This is a genomic window from Streptomyces sp. S3(2020) (assembly GCF_013044505.1).
Classification (GTDB): Bacteria; Actinomycetota; Actinomycetes; order Streptomycetales; family Streptomycetaceae; genus Streptomyces.
On the sequence record NZ_JABERD010000013.1, the window covers coordinates 55,463 to 71,188 of the forward strand.

At 71.3% G+C, this 15,726-nt stretch carries 12 protein-coding genes and 1 pseudogene; 9 read left to right on the forward strand and 4 right to left on the reverse strand.

The genetic code is table 11. The features are described 5' to 3' along the window. Window positions 1-83 precede the first annotated feature (83 nt). Window positions 84-1,313, forward strand: a complete 1,230-nt coding sequence (locus HLK59_RS07070) for a glycosyltransferase (protein ID WP_171140422.1) — start codon at window positions 84-86, stop codon at window positions 1,311-1,313. An 88-nt stretch (window positions 1,314-1,401) separates the two neighbouring features. Here HLK59_RS07070 and HLK59_RS07075 read toward each other — a convergent pair whose 3' ends face one another. Next, the gene (locus tag HLK59_RS07075; protein ID WP_171140384.1) at window positions 1,402-2,049 is read right to left on the reverse strand and encodes a TetR/AcrR family transcriptional regulator; all 648 of its coding nucleotides are present in this window, start codon (window positions 2,047-2,049) and stop codon (window positions 1,402-1,404) included. A 177-nt stretch (window positions 2,050-2,226) separates the two neighbouring features. Between HLK59_RS07075 and HLK59_RS07080 the strand changes: the two genes are divergently transcribed. After that, window positions 2,227-3,468 carry a YncE family protein gene (locus tag HLK59_RS07080; RefSeq protein WP_171140385.1) on the forward strand — a complete coding sequence of 414 codons (1,242 nt, stop codon included), beginning with the start codon at window positions 2,227-2,229 and terminating at the stop codon, window positions 3,466-3,468. A 32-nt stretch (window positions 3,469-3,500) separates the two neighbouring features. On the opposite strand, the pseudogene HLK59_RS50825 reads toward HLK59_RS07080, so the two are convergent. From HLK59_RS50825 to HLK59_RS07090, 3 genes and pseudogenes are all read right to left on the reverse strand, one after another. After that, a pseudogene (locus tag HLK59_RS50825) lies at window positions 3,501-3,720 on the reverse strand (glycosyltransferase); the annotation flags it as partial. Between the two features lie 122 nt (window positions 3,721-3,842). Beyond that, on the reverse strand, window positions 3,843-5,693 hold the full coding sequence (locus HLK59_RS07085) for a cellulase family glycosylhydrolase (protein WP_171140386.1): 1,851 nt from the start codon (window positions 5,691-5,693) through the stop codon (window positions 3,843-3,845). A gap of 93 nt (window positions 5,694-5,786) precedes the next feature. Then, complete coding sequence (locus tag HLK59_RS07090) at window positions 5,787-7,751, reverse strand: TetM/TetW/TetO/TetS family tetracycline resistance ribosomal protection protein (protein ID WP_171140387.1); 1,965 nt, start codon at window positions 7,749-7,751, stop codon at window positions 5,787-5,789. 272 nt (window positions 7,752-8,023) lie between these two features. Here HLK59_RS07090 and HLK59_RS07095 point away from each other — a divergent pair, with 272 nt between their 5' ends. The 7 genes from HLK59_RS07095 to HLK59_RS07125 all read left to right on the forward strand — a co-directional run bounded on the left by HLK59_RS07095 (window position 8,024) and on the right by HLK59_RS07125 (window position 15,454). Beyond that, a complete protein-coding gene (locus HLK59_RS07095; protein WP_171140388.1) occupies window positions 8,024-8,503 on the forward strand; it encodes a (2Fe-2S)-binding protein in 480 nt (159 codons plus the stop codon). Beyond that, complete coding sequence (locus tag HLK59_RS07100; RefSeq protein ID WP_171140389.1) at window positions 8,500-10,860, forward strand: molybdopterin cofactor-binding domain-containing protein; 2,361 nt, start codon at window positions 8,500-8,502, stop codon at window positions 10,858-10,860. The genes HLK59_RS07095 and HLK59_RS07100 overlap by 4 nt, the downstream gene beginning before the upstream one ends. Further along, window positions 10,857-11,711, forward strand: a complete 855-nt coding sequence (locus HLK59_RS07105) for a xanthine dehydrogenase family protein subunit M (protein WP_171140390.1) — start codon at window positions 10,857-10,859, stop codon at window positions 11,709-11,711. Before HLK59_RS07100 ends, HLK59_RS07105 begins: the two co-directional genes overlap by 4 nt. A gap of 33 nt (window positions 11,712-11,744) precedes the next feature. Continuing rightward, complete coding sequence (locus HLK59_RS07110; RefSeq protein ID WP_171140391.1) at window positions 11,745-12,608, forward strand: MoxR family ATPase; 864 nt, start codon at window positions 11,745-11,747, stop codon at window positions 12,606-12,608. 203 nt (window positions 12,609-12,811) lie between these two features. Then, window positions 12,812-13,768 (forward strand): VWA domain-containing protein, encoded by a 957-nt coding sequence (locus HLK59_RS07115; RefSeq protein ID WP_346779667.1) that lies wholly within the window; start codon window positions 12,812-12,814, stop codon window positions 13,766-13,768. Beyond that, window positions 13,761-14,858 carry an XdhC family protein gene (locus HLK59_RS07120; RefSeq protein ID WP_171140393.1) on the forward strand — a complete coding sequence of 366 codons (1,098 nt, stop codon included), beginning with the start codon at window positions 13,761-13,763 and terminating at the stop codon, window positions 14,856-14,858. The genes HLK59_RS07115 and HLK59_RS07120 overlap by 8 nt, the downstream gene beginning before the upstream one ends. 11 nt (window positions 14,859-14,869) lie before the next feature. Further along, window positions 14,870-15,454, forward strand: a complete 585-nt coding sequence (locus HLK59_RS07125; protein WP_171140394.1) for an SRPBCC family protein — start codon at window positions 14,870-14,872, stop codon at window positions 15,452-15,454. The last annotated feature ends 272 nt before the right edge of the window (window positions 15,455-15,726 follow it).

Below are 15,726 nucleotides of genomic sequence, written 5' to 3' on the forward strand. Positions count from 1 at the left end.
GCGTGAAGTAGCCGTTCCGCGCGGGCCGTTCGCCCCGGAGGGCGCGGCGCCGGGCCATACTGGCGGACGTGCGCGTAGCGATCATGACGGCGGGATCCCGGGGCGACGTCGCCCCGTTCACCGGACTGGGACACGGCCTCGTACAGGCGGGACACGAGGTCACCCTGGTCACCCATGGCTCCTTCGAGCCGTTGGTGGCGGGATCGGGGGTCGGATTCCATCCGCTGCCGGTGGATCCGCGCGACGTGCTGAGGTCCGAGCAGGGGCTGGGACTGCACCGAAGCGCCTCAGGACCCGGCAAACTCTGGCGGGCGATCGGGATGGCGCGGGCGCTGGCCGGTTCCATGACCGACGATCTGCTGACCGCCGCCCGGGCCTGCGACGTACTGCTCCTGTCCGCCTCGGTCGCCCCCCTGGGGTACGCCATCGGGGAGGGACTGTCCCTGCCGAGCGTCGGCCTGTGTCTGCAACCGGTCGCCCCCACACGGGAGTTCGCACCCCCGATGCTCGGCGGCGGGTCCTGGGGCGCGGTCGGGAACCGGGCCGCCGGGCACGGCGTGGGGCTGGCCGTCGAGCATGTCTTCGCCGCGGCCGTCCCCGAGGTGCGCACCCGGCTGGGCCTGGGCCGCAGACGCGGCGGCGCGGCGCTGCGGGACCGGGAGCGACGCGGGTGGCCCGTCCTGCACGGCTTCAGTCCGCTGGTGGTGGCCCGGCCGCGCGACTGGCGGGCGGGGCTGGACGTCACCGGCTACTGGTGGCCGTACGACGTCAGGACCGAACTCCCGCCCGAGCTGCGGGACTTCCTCGACGCGGGTGAACCGCCGGTGTTCGTCGGTCTGGGCAGCGCCACCGTCCCGCACCCCGAGCGGCTCAGCGCCGCCGTCGTGCGGGCCCTGCGCCGGGCCGGGCTGCGGGGAGTGATCCAGCAGGGCTGGGCCGGCCTCGCCGCCGACGGCGACGACATGCTGACCGTCGGCGAGGTCGCCCACTCGGCGCTCTTCCCGCACATGGCGGCACTCGTCCATCACGCGGGCGCGGGCACGACCGCGGCGGGACTGCGGGCCGGGGTGCCCGCGGTGCCGGTGCCGGTCCAGTTCGACGCGGGCTTCTGGTCGGCGCGCCTGGTGGCCCTGGGCGTGGCCCCGCGGTCGGTGCCCCTGCGCCACCTGACCACGGGCGCCCTGTCCTCGGCGCTGGAGCGGGTCACCAGCGATCCGGGCTACCGGGATCGGGCCCGCGCACTGGGCGCACGCATCCGGGAGGAGGACGGAGTAGGCCCGGTACTGAACACACTGAACCGACTGGGAACCTGACAGAACGCGCCCCAAAGGGGCGCGGGGCTGTATCCATGTGCGGCTCCGCCGCGCGGGCGCGCCCGGCCCCCACCGGCCCGCGGGCTCTTCACCACCCAACGGGCCGCAGAATCGCCAACAACTGCCGCACCAGTTCCTCCACCACCTCGTCCAACGTCGCGTCCACCCACCCCGCACTCCAGTCGTGCAGCAACCCGTTCACCGCACCGATGAACGCCGCCGCCGGCAGCCGATAGTCCCGCGCCACCGCCTCCCCCCGCACCACGGCCGCGTTCGCCTCGGCACACAGCAGGTCGATCCACCCGGCGCGGCGGGCAAGGCGCTGTTCCTCCAGCCGCGGACTGACCCCGATGATCTCGACGAACGTGATCCGCACCCGGCGTGGATCTGCGGTGACGTTCGCGGCGTACGCGCGGAAGATCGCCTCCACGCGCTCGGCCAGCGGCAGCGACCCCGCGTCGGCCACCGCGGTGACGACCGCCGCCTCGGCCCAGCCGTTGACCTGGAGGTGGAGGGCGGCGAGGACGTCCTCGATGGTGCGGAACTCCTCGTAGAACTGCCGGGTCGACAGGCCCGCGGCCTCGCTGAGCGCGGCGACCGTGGTGTTGCGGTAGCCGGGGGTGTCGCCGAACAGCTGGAGCGCGGCGTCCAGGAATCTCCCGCGCCGCAGCGCCTGCCGTTCTTCGGCGGTCTTGCCGCCGTAGCGGCCGGTCGGCGCCTTGAGCCTGCCCGCCACTGTCACCTCCGTTGATCGTCCTCCGACTGGGCAAGTTTGTCGTGTGCGCAGTCTTGTGGACAGGGCGCCCCTTCCTTACTTTTCAGTAAGTTGATTCTGAAAGCGTCTGTATTCAGATTCACGAGCTCCGTCTTGGCATGTCCTACTCATGAACCCCACTCGGAGGAGAGAGCCGTCATGCCTGCCTTCAGACCCCGGCACCTTTGCGCCCTGGCCGCCGCCGTCGCCCTGACCGTCACCGCCCCGGCGACCGCCGGCGCCGCGGACGCCGCCGCGCTGCGCGAGGTGCTGTTCGTCGGCAACAACTGGGACGGCACCGCCGACGTCCTCAAGTCGACGGGCGACCTGGCGAAGATCGGCCGGATCAACGTCATCCCCGACAAGGACGCGCGGATGGCGGAGATCAACGCCGATCCGATCAAGTGGATCTACTTCATGGCCATCCGCAACGGTGTCGGCGAGGGCCATGACCAGTTCGTCGACGACATGTACACCACGCCGGACGGGGCGTCGGTCGTCGTCTCCCGGCCGAGCTTCGCCGACGTCGTGTCGATCAACCTGTCCACCGGGGCCATCAACTGGCGCTTCCCCGTGTCGGGTTACCGCTCGGACCACATGGCGGTCTCCCCCGACGGCACCCGGGTCGCGGTGTCCGCCTCGACCTCGAACACCGTGCACGTGCTGGACATCAACACCGGCAAGCAGCTCGGCAAGTTCACCACCGGCGACAAGCCGCACGAGAACATCTTCACCAAGGACGGCAAGTACATCTACAACATGGCGATCGGTGACGTGAACACCGACACCGACGCCCCCTGGCTGGACTGGACGAAGGGCGACCGGCACATCACGGTCGTCGACGCCACCACGTACCAGCAGGTCAAGATCATCGACATGCGGCCGAAGCTGGACGCGATCGGCCTCACGGACTACTCCGACGCGGTCCGCCCGGCCGTGTTCTCCCCGGACGAGTCCAAGCTCTACTTCCAGGTGTCGTTCTTCAACGGCTTCTTCGAGTACGACCTCGCCACCGACACGATCACCCGCACCAAGACCCTCCCGAAGAACCCGGCGACCAGCGACGACCGCACCACGTTCGTCAACGACTCCCGCCATCACGGCATCTCGATGAGCCCCGACGGCACCAAGCTGTGCGTCGCCGGGACCATGGACGACTACGCGACCGTCGTCAACCGCACCACGCTCCAGGAGGGCCCGCTCGTCACCGCCTCCAAGCCCTACTGGGCCACGGTCAGCGGCGACGGCAAGCTCTGCGTGGTCTCCGAGAGCGGCACCGACCAGGTCACGGCCATCGACTTCGCCACCGGCCAGAAGACGGTGTCCGTCCCGGTCGGCGACCACCCCCAGCGCGTCCGTCTGGGCCATGTCGCGACGAACTGGACGAGCCCGGCCTCCTGAACACGGTCGAGCGCGCCGGCCGTGAGCGACCGGAACGGCTGGTCCGCCGTCACCGGCCCGGGAATCGCGGGCACCCCGGCACGCAGTCCCGCCGCGGTGCCCGCTCCGGGGTGCTGGACCCAGGGCCGCGACCCGCGGGAACGGCGGAGTACGCGGCACCGACCCGACGGTCAGGACGTCATCGGCGTCGGACGCGAGTCCGGCCCCGCCGTTCTTCAGGTCGCCGCGCAGCCGGGTCCGCCGCAGGGCCCGTGGCGTAGCCGGGCCGGGTACCGCCTCGTCGTAGAGGTGGTACCCGGCCCGGCCGTGGGTGCCGGCGTGAGGACGCTGCCCTTACGTCGGGGTCCGGCCTCGACCCCGACGTACGGAGCAGGTCAGGCGAACTTCGCCGCCATCCACGCCGCCAGTTCGGACTTGGCGGCGTTCAGCACGGTGGCCGAGGGCGCGGTGGCCCCGTTGGTGACCAGTGCGTAGTGCAGGGTGCCGCTGTCGGTGTCGGTGAGCAGGAGGCGGCGGCTTCCGGTGCCGCCCGGTTCGGCGGTCGTGCCGACCGGGGTGGTGGAGGTGTACGCCGGCGGGGCGTACGCCGTGCCGAGGTCGGAGACCACGGTGGTGGAGGCGTTCGGGAAGGACGCCGGGAGGTGCAGTTCGGTGGGTGCCGAGCCGCTGCCCGAGCGCCAGACCTGCAGCGAGTACTGGCCTGAGCCCACCAGGCTGGACACGTTGGGCAGGCTGCTCGGGACCGGGTTCCAGGTCAGGGTCGTGGAGCCGTCGCGGGAGCGGTCCTCGTAGGTGAAGGCGAGGGTGCTGCCCGAGGTGGCGCTCGGGTAGATCCGGTCGAGGAGCCGGGCGTCCTGCCGCAGCACCGCCGTACCGGAGTCGTCGAGGCGGACCGCGGACAGATCCTCGTCGTTCCAGGCGTCCCCGGTGGTGAGCACCTTGTCGGGGTTGCCGTTCATGAGCTCGCTGTGACGGCCGTTGTAGATGTCCCACTGCCACTGCGAGCCGGACAGTACCGGTCCTGAAGTGGCGGGCGTGGTCCACCAGTTGGCCCCCTTCACCCGGGAGTCCAGGGCCTGGTACATCGCCTTGAGCACCGTCGGCGCCTTACCGGCGGTGGAGCCGTTCAGCGGGTGGCCGAACTCGCTGACGACGGCCGTGGTGCCGAGCGCCGAGGCCCGGTCGCGGACCGTGCCGAAGTCGGTCGTGTACTGGCCGTCTGCGGCGTTGCCCCACATGAGGATGCCGGAGATGGCCTTCTGGTCGTAGAAGTGGGTGTTGAAGACGTACCGGGAGCCGATGCTGCCCGCGTCGAGGAGGCCGCCCTCCTCCTTGCTGACGTTGCCGTTCCAGAAGAGGTTCGGCTCGACGAAGGCGGGTTTGTCGGTCCAGCCGGCCGCGTCCATCCGGGCCCGGAACTTCACGTAGAAGGGCCACAGCAGATCGCGTTCCCAGGTGCGGCTGGCCTGGCCGGATTCGTAGGTGCCGGCGTAGGGCTCGTTGTAGGGGTCGAAGCCGACGACGCCCGTGAACTGCTCGGTGGTGAGGTTCTGCTTGATGTACGCCATGGTCTTCTGGGCCATGGTGAGGAAGGAGTCCTGAAGGCCGTAGGCGTTGTGCCAGAAGTCGTACTGGGCGGCCTTCACCGCGCCGTTCTGGGTGATGTTCTGGCCCCAGAGGAAGCAGATCCCGCAGGATTCGTCCGGATAGTTGCCGAGGTCCACCGCCCATTGCGGGGCGCCGTCGCCCGTGTACCAGCTGTCCGGGTCGAAGAGGTAGCGGGAGTAGAGGTCCTGGTGGAAGTCGGGATAGACGCGGATGCCCGCGTCCAGGAAGGCGCCCATCTGTGCGGTGGCCGCGGCCAGGTAGGCCGTGTCCACCTGGCCGCGCACCGGCTCGGCGTACGCCCAGGAGAGCAGGAAGCGGACCGAGTTGCCGCCGCCGAGGGCTCTGAGGGCGGTCGCCGACTTCTTGGCGTCGGCCACGGAGGCGAAGGGGAGTCCGTGGTTCTCGTCGAGCTTGGTCTCGCCGGAGACGTTGTATCCACGGAGGACCACCTCACGGCCTTGGCCGTCGACGAAGCGGCCGTTCGACACGGTCAGCGCCGTGCCGTCGAACCAGAGGGAGTTGGGAACGGCGGCGGTGGCGGGCCCGGCACCCGCCACCGTCAGGGATCCGAAGAGGACGACCAGAACAGCCAGCAGACGCAACCGGATATTCGGCATGTCCACTACAGTCGGGCGATTTCCGGCCACCGTCAACACTTGTGACTCATGAGTAAGTCTCAGGTTTTCTTCACACGTTCTTTCTCAGCCACCTCAACTCCCCACTCGTCGCATCACGTTCAACAGGTACTCCTTGCGGTTCAGCGGGTTGTGGTCGGTGCGCGGACGGCGCGGCACATCACCGCGCACGACGGGCGCGTAGTGGTCGAACCCGCTCTCCAGCTCGCCTTCTCCCCGCGTGAGTCCGGGCAGTCGCTGCTCCAGTCCGTGCACCCGGGCCGCCGGCACCGCACCCTTGAGGACGCAGCTCCCGCCGCGCGTCTCGGTGGTCCGCGGCACGGCCTGGAGTGCGGCCAGCACCGGCAGCAGGGCGCCCAGGGTGTCCGCCGGGGCCTCGATCCGGAAGCGGTGCATCGGCTCGTACACCTGGCTCCCGGCCTGGCGCAGCGCCTCGGTCAGCACCAGCGGTGTCAGGCCGCGGAAGTCGGCTCCGGTGCTGGACATGCTCTTGTCGAAGCCCTGGTGGGCGTGGCTCTGGCGGGGCCAGTAGCCGGAGTGGGTCATGGTGACCGTGCAGTCGGTGACCTGCCAGCCGTTGAGGCCCTGGCCGAGGGTCTCGCGGACGGTGTCCTCGACGGCCTTGAAGAAGGCGTACGGCATGGCGCCCAGCTCCACCTCCAGCCGGAAGGCGACTCCCGACCCGGCCGGCGCGGGGTCGACGCGCAGGCCGACGGTCGCGAGGAACGGGTTGGCGTCCTTCTTGATGAACTCGGCGGCGGCCCCTGTCCCCGCCAGTCTCTCGATGCACAGCGGCGTGGTCTCCCGGAAGCCGACGGCGAGCCCGAACTCCTCCGCGAGAGTGGCTTGAATGACCTCCTTCTGAACCTCCCCGTAGAGGGAGACGGAGGTCTCCTGGCGTACCTCGTCGTGGCGCAGCGCGATCAGCGGGTCCTGCTCGGCGAGTTGGGCGAGCGCGAGGTGCAGGGCCCTGCGGTCCGTGTCCGGGCCCGGCACGACCACGGTCTCCAGGGTCGGCGGGGCGAAGAAGTGCCCGTGCGCCTCGCGGGGGTCTCCGACGGCGTCGCCGATCATGACATCGGTGAGGCCCCACAGCCGCGCGATCCGCCCCGCCACCACCGCGTCCTCGCGGACGTCCGTCCCGTGGTCGAAGACACTGACCGCGGTGACCCGGCCCTCGTCCCGCGCCTCACCGAACAGGACGCGGTCCCGGGTGCGCAGGGTGCCGGAGAACATCCGCACGTAGGCCACCTTCTCCCCCGCCGGACCCCGCTCGACCTTGAAGACGGTCCCGGAGACCGGACCGTCCGGGTCGCCGTCGGCACGCGGCAGCAACTCCCTGATCCCGGCGACGAGTTCGGGAACGCCCGCACCGGTGACCGCGGAGCCGAAGAACACCGGGTGGACGAGGGCCTGCCGGGTCCGGGCGACGAGAGCCGTGCGCACCCGGTCCTGCGAGAGCGTCCCCTCGACATAGGCCGCGAGCAGCTCGTCGTCATGGTCGGCGAGGACGTCGACGGGAACGCGGTCCGGGGCGAACGCGGCCTGCCGGGTGCCGAGCCCGACGGCCCGCCCCATCGGGACGACCGCGGGCGTGAGCCGCTCGGAGAGAGCGCGCAGGACACCGTCGTAGCGCGCCCCGCGACGGTCGATCTTGTTGACGAAGATCAGCGTGGGGATCTTCAGCCGCTGGAGGGTGCGCATCAGGACGCGGGTCTGCGCCTGGACACCCTCGACGGCCGACACCACAAGCACGGCGCCGTCGAGCACGCCGAGCACCCGCTCCACCTCGGCGATGAAGTCCGGGTGGCCGGGGGTGTCGATGAGGTTGACGGTGACGTCGTCGACCGCGAAGGAGACCACGGCGGACTTGATGGTGATGCCGCGCTGCCGCTCCAGCGCGAGGGAATCGGTCCGAGTGCTGCCGGCGTCCACGCTGCCGAGCTCGTCGATGACTCCGACGGAGTGCAGCAGCCGCTCGGTGAGGCTGGTCTTACCGGCGTCGACGTGGGCGAGAATTCCGAGGTTGAGCACGTGCACGAAGCGTCATGTCCTTAGAAGAGGGGGTCGTTCCTTCTTGGGTGGACATGCGTGCTCCTCGCATTACCGCGCTCCTCCGTCGATCGACTGTCGGTCCCCCGCAGTGCAGCAGACCCCCGCACCGGACGCCAACGAATTAACGGTCAACAAAGCCGCGTCCCAGCTCTCGCCCCCTCCCCTGGCCGGTCCTAGAGTGACGCCCATCACGTCAGGTGGCCGATTTTCCCCGCCAGCCCCCTGCTATCCCCTCGCACGGTTCCCTGGGAGGGCACATGACCCGTATCTCGGTGAAGGTGGACGGCACGAACTACCAGGACGAGGTCGAACCCCGTCTCCTGCTGATCCACTACCTGCGTGACCGGCTGGGCCTGACCGGCACCCCCGTGGGCTGCGACACCTCCAACTGCGGGGCCTGCACGGTCGACCTGGACGGCGCGAGCGTCAAGAGCTGCTCGGTCCTGGCCGTCCAGGCGGACGGGAGCGAAGTGACCACCGTCCAGGGGCTGACGTCGAACGGGGAGTGGACGGGACTGCAACGGGCGTTCCACGAGCGGCACGCCCTCCAGTGCGGCTACTGCACACCGGGCATGCTCATGGCGGCGCGGGACCTGCTGCGGGACAACCCGCACCCCACGTCGGACGAGGTCCGCCACGCCCTGGAGGGCAACCTGTGCCGCTGCACGGGCTACCAGAACATCGTGCGGGCGGTCCTGGACGTCTCCGAGAACGCCTCCGAGGAGGTGCGGACATGAGCGAGACCGTCGAGCGCGAGGTCGGCCGCTCCCGCCCGCGCAAGGAGGACGCCCGTCTGCTCACCGGGCAGACCAACTGGACCGACAACATCAGCGTGGGCGGACTGCTGCATCTGGCGATCCTGCGCAGCCCCATGGCCCATGCCCGCATCGACCGCGTCGACGTGACGCCCGCGCTCCGACGCCCGGGTGTCGTCGCGGCGTTCAGCGGAAGCGACCTCGCCGAGGGGATGGGCTCGCTGCCCTGCGCATGGCCGGTGACCGAGGACATCGTGCTGCCCGACCACCCGCCGATCGCCGTCGAGGAGGTGCGGTACGCCGGGGACCCGGTGGCGGTCGTGGTGGCCCGCGACCGGTACGCGGCCGCCGACGCCCTCGAAGCGATCGAGGTCGACTACACACCCCTGCCACCGGTACTGGACCTGGAGGCCGCGCTCGCCGAGGACTCCCCCCTGGTCCACTCCGACAAGGGCACCAACCGCAGCTACCGCTGGCCGCTGCGGACCGGCGAGGACTTCGACGCCGTACGCCGGCGCGCCGAGGTCACCCTCAAGCGCCGCTACGTCCACCAGCGGCTCATCCCCAACGCCATGGAACCGCGCGGAGTCGTCGTCACCCCGCTCGCCGCGTCCGGCGAGTACACCCTCTACTCCTCCACCCAGATCCCGCACATCCTGCGGATCATGCTCGCCATGGTCACCGGGGTCCCCGAGCACAAGCTGCGGGTGATCGCCCCCGACGTCGGCGGCGGCTTCGGCTCCAAGCTCCAGGTGTACGGCGAGGAGGTCATCGCCCTCACGGTCGCCCGCCGCCTCGGACGCCCGGTCAAGTGGACCGAGTCCCGCTCCGAGGGCTATCTGGCCACCCACCACGGCCGCGGCATGATCCAGGACATCGAGATCGCCGCGAACCGCGACGGCACCCTGCTGGGCCTCAAGGCCGACCTCCTCGTCGACATGGGCGCCTATCTGATGCTGGTCACGCCCGGCATCCCGATCCTGGGCGCGTTCATGTACCCGGGGATCTACAAGATGGGTTCCTACGAGCTCGACGTCACCGGCGTCTTCACCACCCGGACCCCCACCGACGCCTACCGCGGCGCCGGGCGCCCGGAGGCGACGTACGCCATCGAACGGATCATGGACGAGCTGGCGGTCGAACTCGGCCTGGATCCCGTGGAGTTGCGGCGCCGGAACTGGATCGGGCACGAGGAGTTCCCGTACACGACGATCGCGGGCCTGACCTACGACAGCGGCAACTACGAGGCCGCGACCGAGAAGGCGCTCGCGCTCTTCGACTACGACAAGCTCCGCGCCGAGCAGGCGGACCGCAACCACCGGGGAGACTCCGTACGCCTCGGCATCGGTGTGTCGACGTACACCGAGATGTGCGGGCTCGCGCCGAGCCGGGTGCTGCGGGACCTCAGGTACGCGGCCGGCGGCTGGGAGGCGGCGAGCGTGCGGGTGCTGCCCACCGGCAAGGTCGAGGTGGTCACCGGGACCAGTCCGCACGGACAGGGCCATGTGACCTGCTGGAGCCAGATCGCCGCCGACGTCCTGGGGGTGCCGTTCGACGACGTCCAGGTCGTGCACGGCGACACCCGGGCCGCCCCGCAGGGCATGGACACCTACGGCTCGCGCTCCCTCGTGGTGGGCGGCACGGCCGTTCACCACGCGGCGCTCAAGGTGGTGGACAAGGCCCGGAAGGTGGCCGCCCATCTGCTCGAAGCGAGCGAGCGGGACCTGGAGTTCACGAACGGCGTCTTCTCCGTCAAGGGCTCCCCCGACGCCCGAAAGACCCTCCAGGAGCTCGCCTTCGAGACGTTCTCCTCGCACGACCTGCCCGACGGCATGGAACCCACCATCAACGCCGGACACCTCACCGACCCGGACGACTTCTCCTACCCGCACGGCACCCACCTGTGCGCGGTCGAGGTCGACACCGAGACCGGGCGGACCCGCATCCGGTCGTACGTCTGCGTCGACGACGTCGGCAAGGTCGTCAACCCGATGATCGTCGAGGGCCAGGTGCACGGCGGCCTCGCGCAGGGCATCGCGCAGGCGCTGTACGAGGAGGCGGTCTACGACGACCAGGGCAACCTCGTCTCCGGCACGATGGCGGACTACCTCGTCCCGTCCGCGGCCGACCTGCCCGACTTCGTGACGGACCGCACCGAGACGCCGTCGACCACCAACCCCCTGGGCGTCAAGGGAGTCGGTGAGGCGGGGACGATCGCGTCCACGCCCGCCGTCGTCAACGCCGTCGTGGACGCGCTGCGCCCGCTGGGCGTGACGGAGGTACGGATGCCCTGCACCCCCGAGCGGGTGTGGCGAGCCATCGAGGAGGCCTCGGCATGATTCCCCCGGCATTCGACTACGCCCGTCCGGCCGACGTCGACGAGGCGGTACGCACGCTCGCCGGGGCCGGCGAGGACGCCAAGGTACTGGCCGGCGGGCAGAGCCTGCTGCCGCTGCTCAGGCTCCGCCTCGCCTTCCCCGAACTGGTCGTGGACGTCGGCCGCATCCCCGAACTGCACGGGGTCCGCGAGGACGGCGGCACCCTCGTCATCGGCGCGATGACCACGCACCACGAAGTGATCCGGGACCCGCTGGTACGCCGTCACGCGGGCCTGCTCGCCGCCGCCACGGCGACCGTCGCGGATCCCGCCGTACGGCATCGGGGCACCCTCGGCGGTTCCCTCGCGCACGCCGATCCGGCCGCGGACCTGCCCGCGGTGGTCCTGGCCCTGGACGGCGAACTGGTCGTCCAGGGACCGCGCGGACGGCGCACGGTCCCCGCCCGGCAGTTCTTCGTCGACTATCTGCAATCCGCCCTGGAACCGGACGAGTTGCTCGTCGAGGTGCGGGTGCCCAAGACGGACGGCTGGGGCTTCCACTACGAGAAGTTCCACCAGGTCGCCCAGGCCTGGCCGATCGTCGGTGTGGCCGCGCTGGTGCGCCGGGACGACGGGCGGATCGCCGAGGCACGCGTCGGTCTGGCCAACATGGGCACGACCCCGCTGCGCGCGACGGCCGCCGAGGAGGCCCTGACCGGTGCCGGGGACGCGGAGGCGGTGGCGCGGGCCGCGGAGGCGGCGGCGATCGGGACCCAGCCGTCGCGGGACCTGTCCGGCTCGCCGGAGTACCGGGCGCATCTGGCCCGGGTGCTCACCAAGCGGGCGGTGCTGACCGCCGCCGGAATGGGGTGAGGGACGATCACGGAGTTCGACGGCCCGGAGCAGGTGCGGGCCCGCCTGGAGGAGACGGGATACCTCGTCGACCACGGGCTGGCCGTCGCCTGCTTCCTGGCCCTCCGGCTGGCCCGGCCGATCTTCTGCGAGGGCGACGCGGGCGTCGGCAAGACCGCGCTCGCCTCCGCCCTCGCCGAGGCACTCGGCGCCCCGCTGATCCGGCTCCAGTGCCACGAGGGCATCGAGGCCTCGCAGGCGCTGTACGACTGGGACTTCCCACGCCAGCTGCTGCATCTGCGCGCCGCCGAGGCCGCCGGGGTCACCGACGCCGACCGTCTGGAGAGCGAGCTGTACGACCGGCGCTTCCTGATCGCCCGGCCGCTGCTGCGGGCGCTGGAGACCCAGCCGTCGGTCCTGCTGGTCGACGAGATCGACCGCGCGGACGACGAGTTCGAGGCGTTTCTGCTGGAGCTGCTCTCGGAGTACTCGGTGACCGTTCCGGAGCTGGGCACCCTGCGGGCCGAGGCCCCGCCCGTGGTCGTGCTGACCTCCAACCGCACCCGTGAGGTGCATGACGCGCTGAAGCGGCGCTGCCTCTACCACTGGTTCGACCACCCCGGGTTCGCCCGTGAACTCGCCATCGTGCGGCGGCGGTTGCCCAAGGTGTCGGAGCGGCTGGCGGAGCAGGTGACCGCGCTGGTGCAGACCTTGCGCTCGGAGGATCTGGTGAAACCGCCCGGCGTGGCCGAGACGATCGACTGGGCCGAGGCGCTGGATGCGTTGGGTGCGAGTGAGGTGGACGCGGAGTTGGCCGTGACGACGCTGGGGTCGGTGCTGAAGTATCGGGAGGACGTGGAGCGGGCGCAGGGGCTGGATTTCGCGGCGGTGCTGCGTGCGTCGGTGGATGTGCGGTGATGGGTCGTTGGTCGTCTGCTGCACCGTGGGGGCTGGTCGCGCAGTTCCCCGCGCCCCTTCTCGGCGACGGTGTGCTCGTTGGTTTTGCTCGTGCCCTGCGTGCGGCTGGCGTTGACGCCAGTGCTGAGCGGGTGCATGCCTTTTTGCGGGCCGTGGATGTGTTGGGGCCCTCCCTGCGGGCGGATGTGTATTGGGCGGGGCGGGTGACGCTGTGCGGGAGCCAGGACGATCTGGAGCGGTATGAGCGGGTGTTCGCCGCGTACTTCGGTGCCGGTGAACGGGCTCGGCATGAGGCGTCCGCACCCCCGCTGTCCCGGCTGCGGCTGCTCGTGCGGGATGCCGCTGAGTCTCGTACGACATCTGCGGACGACGAAGGACCGCCCACAACCTCTCTCGCCGGCTCCGCCGAGGTCCTCCGTCACCGGGACGTCGCCGAGCTGGACGCCGTCGAGCGTGAGCAACTGCGGCGTCTGCTGGCGGTGTTCGCCCTGCGAGGCGAGACCCGTCGCAGTGCGCGGCGGCGGCCCGCCCGGCGTGGGGACGTCGATCCGCGTCGGACGGTCAGGGAACTGCTGCGGCGCGGCGGGGAACCCGCACGACTGTGTCGGCACCGGCGGACCGAGCGGCCTCGCCGGGTCGTGCTGCTGGTGGACGTCAGCGGCTCCATGGCGCCGTACGCCGACGCGCTGCTGCGGTTCGCGCACGCGGCCGCCCGTGGTCCGCGCACGGAGGTGTTCACGATCGGCACCCGGCTGACCCGGGTGACCCGCGAACTGTCCCACCGCGACCCCGACCTGGCGATGAGGGCGGTCGCGGCGGCCGTGCCCGACTGGCGCGGGGGTACCCGGCTGGGTGTGCTGCTGCGCGAGTTCCTGAACCGCTGGGGGCAGCGCGGGACGGCACGCGGCGCGGTCGTCGTGGTGCTCTCGGACGGCTGGGAGCGTGGCGATCCGGAGGTGCTGGCGGCGCAGATGCGACGCTTGCGGCGGCTGGCCCACCGGGTGATCTGGGCCAATCCGCGCAGGGCCCGCCCCGGCTACACGCCCCTGGCGGCCGGTATGGCGGCGGCGCTGCCGAGCGTGGACACGTTCGTCGACGGGCACAGCCTGGCCGCGCTGGAGAGCCTGGCGGCGGTCGTGAGAGGAGCGGATCGTGCGTGAGATTCTCCCGGCGCTGAGCGCCTGGTACGCGGCGGGAGTGCCGTTCGGTCTGGCGACCGTCGTCGCCGTGAGCCGCAGCGCGCCGCGCGACCCCGGTGCGGCGATGGCCGTGGGACCCGGGGACGAGGTCGTCGGCAGTGTGTCCGGCGGCTGTGTGGAGGGGGCGGTGTTCGAGCTCGCGCAGGAGGTGGTGGCGAGCGGCGAGGCGCGGTTGCAGACCTTCGGGTACAGCGACGAGGACGCGTTCGAGGTGGGGCTGACCTGCGGCGGCGAGATCACCCTGCTGGTGCGGCCCGTCTCCCCGGCGACCGACCCGGTCTTCGGCGAGGTCGCCGGGTCGGTGGCGGCGGGGCTCCCGGTGACCGTGGCGACGGTGACCGACGGTCCCGCGCCGCGCGGGGGGACCCTCGCCGTGTGGCCGGACCGGGTCGCGGGGAGCCTGGGCGCCGACGGTCTGGACGTGGCGGTCACCGCCGACGCGCGCGGTGAACTCGCCCTGGGGGCTACGGGGTTGCGGCACTACGGCCCGCACGGTGAGCGCCGCGAGGACGCGGTCACCGTCTTCCTGCACTCCTTCGCGCCTCCCCCGCGCATGCTCGTCTTCGGCGCGATCGACTACGCCGCCGCGGTCGCCCGGATCGGTGACTTCCTCGGCTACCGGGTCACCGTGTGCGACGCCCGCCCGGTCTTCGCCACCCCCAAACGCTTCCCGCGGGGCGTGGACGTGGTGGTGGACTGGCCGCACCGCTACCTCCAGGGCACGGACACCGACGAGCGCACGGTGATCTGCGTCCTCACCCACGACCCCAAGTTCGACGTCCCGCTGCTTCAGGAGGCGCTGCGCCGGCCCGCGGCGTACATCGGGGCGATGGGCAGCCGTCGTACGCACGACGACCGGATGAAGCGGCTGGTCGAGACCGGGCTCACGGACCGTGAACTGGCCCGGCTGCGCTCCCCGGTCGGGCTCGACCTCGGCGCCCGCACCCCGGAGGAGGTGGCCGTGTCCGTCGCCGCCGAGATCGTCGCGCTGAGATGGGGCGGCACGGGAACCCCTCTGACAGCCACCGCAGGAGCCATCCACCCCCATTGACGGAGGAAGTCATGGAACTGCACCACGAGTTCACCGTGCCCGTACCGGTCGACGACGCCTGGCGGGCGCTCCTGGACATCGAACGCGTCGCGCCGTGCATGCCGGGAGCGACCGTGGAGGACTACGACGGCAAGACGGTGAACGGCTCGGTGAAGGTCAAGGTCGGGCCGATCACCGTGACGTACAAGGGCACCGCCGTCTTCGAGGAACAGGACGAGGACGCGCACCGCATCGTCCTCATCGCGAGCGGCCGCGAGACCCGCGGCCAGGGCACCGCCCGCGCCACCGTCACCGGCACACTCACCGAACAGGACGGCGGCACAGCCGTGTCGGTACGCACCGATCTGACGGTCACCGGGCGTCCGGCGCAGTTCGGCCGCGGGGTGATGGCCGAGGTCGGCGACCGGATCATCGGCCAGTTCGCGCAGAACCTCGCCGAACAGCTGGGCGACCAGCCCGAGGAGACACCGGCGCCGGCGGACGAGCCACTGGACCTCTTCCGCGCGGCCGGAGTCCCGGTCGCCAAGCGTGCGGCGGTCGCGGCGGCGGTGGTCGTGGCCCTGGTGGTGGTGCTACGGCGGTGGCGGCGCCGCTAGCCCCGGCCATGCTCGTCCATGGCGGACTGCTGAACCGGGGCGAGGGGGAGGTCGGCCCATTGGGGGAACCGGGTGGTGGGCAGACGGCGTACGAGCGTGGTGCCGGTCGGCACGCCGTCCACCTCAGCGGGGAGACGCCACCGACATCCGCCGAATCAGGGGGTTGGGACCGGCGACGACGGGTAGCTGGGGGCACAACGGAAGAGGGCGCACTCCCTCTTGGGCACCTCTGCCGGAAGGAGGTCCGTGACAGCGCACACTCGCAGCGCCCG

What these genes read in the sequence shown, in the direction of transcription:
- HLK59_RS07070 (WP_171140422.1), top strand. Translation starts at nt 84, where the DNA reads ATGACGGCGGGATCCCGGGGCGACGTCGCCCCGTTCACCGGACTGGGA.
- HLK59_RS07085 (WP_171140386.1), bottom strand. Translation starts at nt 5,693, where the DNA reads ATGCCGAATATCCGGTTGCGTCTGCTGGCTGTTCTGGTCGTCCTCTTC.
- HLK59_RS07125 (WP_171140394.1), top strand. Translation starts at nt 14,870, where the DNA reads ATGGAACTGCACCACGAGTTCACCGTGCCCGTACCGGTCGACGACGCC.
- HLK59_RS07100 (WP_171140389.1), top strand. Translation starts at nt 8,500, where the DNA reads ATGAGCGAGACCGTCGAGCGCGAGGTCGGCCGCTCCCGCCCGCGCAAG.
- HLK59_RS07105 (WP_171140390.1), top strand. Translation starts at nt 10,857, where the DNA reads ATGATTCCCCCGGCATTCGACTACGCCCGTCCGGCCGACGTCGACGAG.
- HLK59_RS07080 (WP_171140385.1), top strand. Translation starts at nt 2,227, where the DNA reads ATGCCTGCCTTCAGACCCCGGCACCTTTGCGCCCTGGCCGCCGCCGTC.
- HLK59_RS07095 (WP_171140388.1), top strand. Translation starts at nt 8,024, where the DNA reads ATGACCCGTATCTCGGTGAAGGTGGACGGCACGAACTACCAGGACGAG.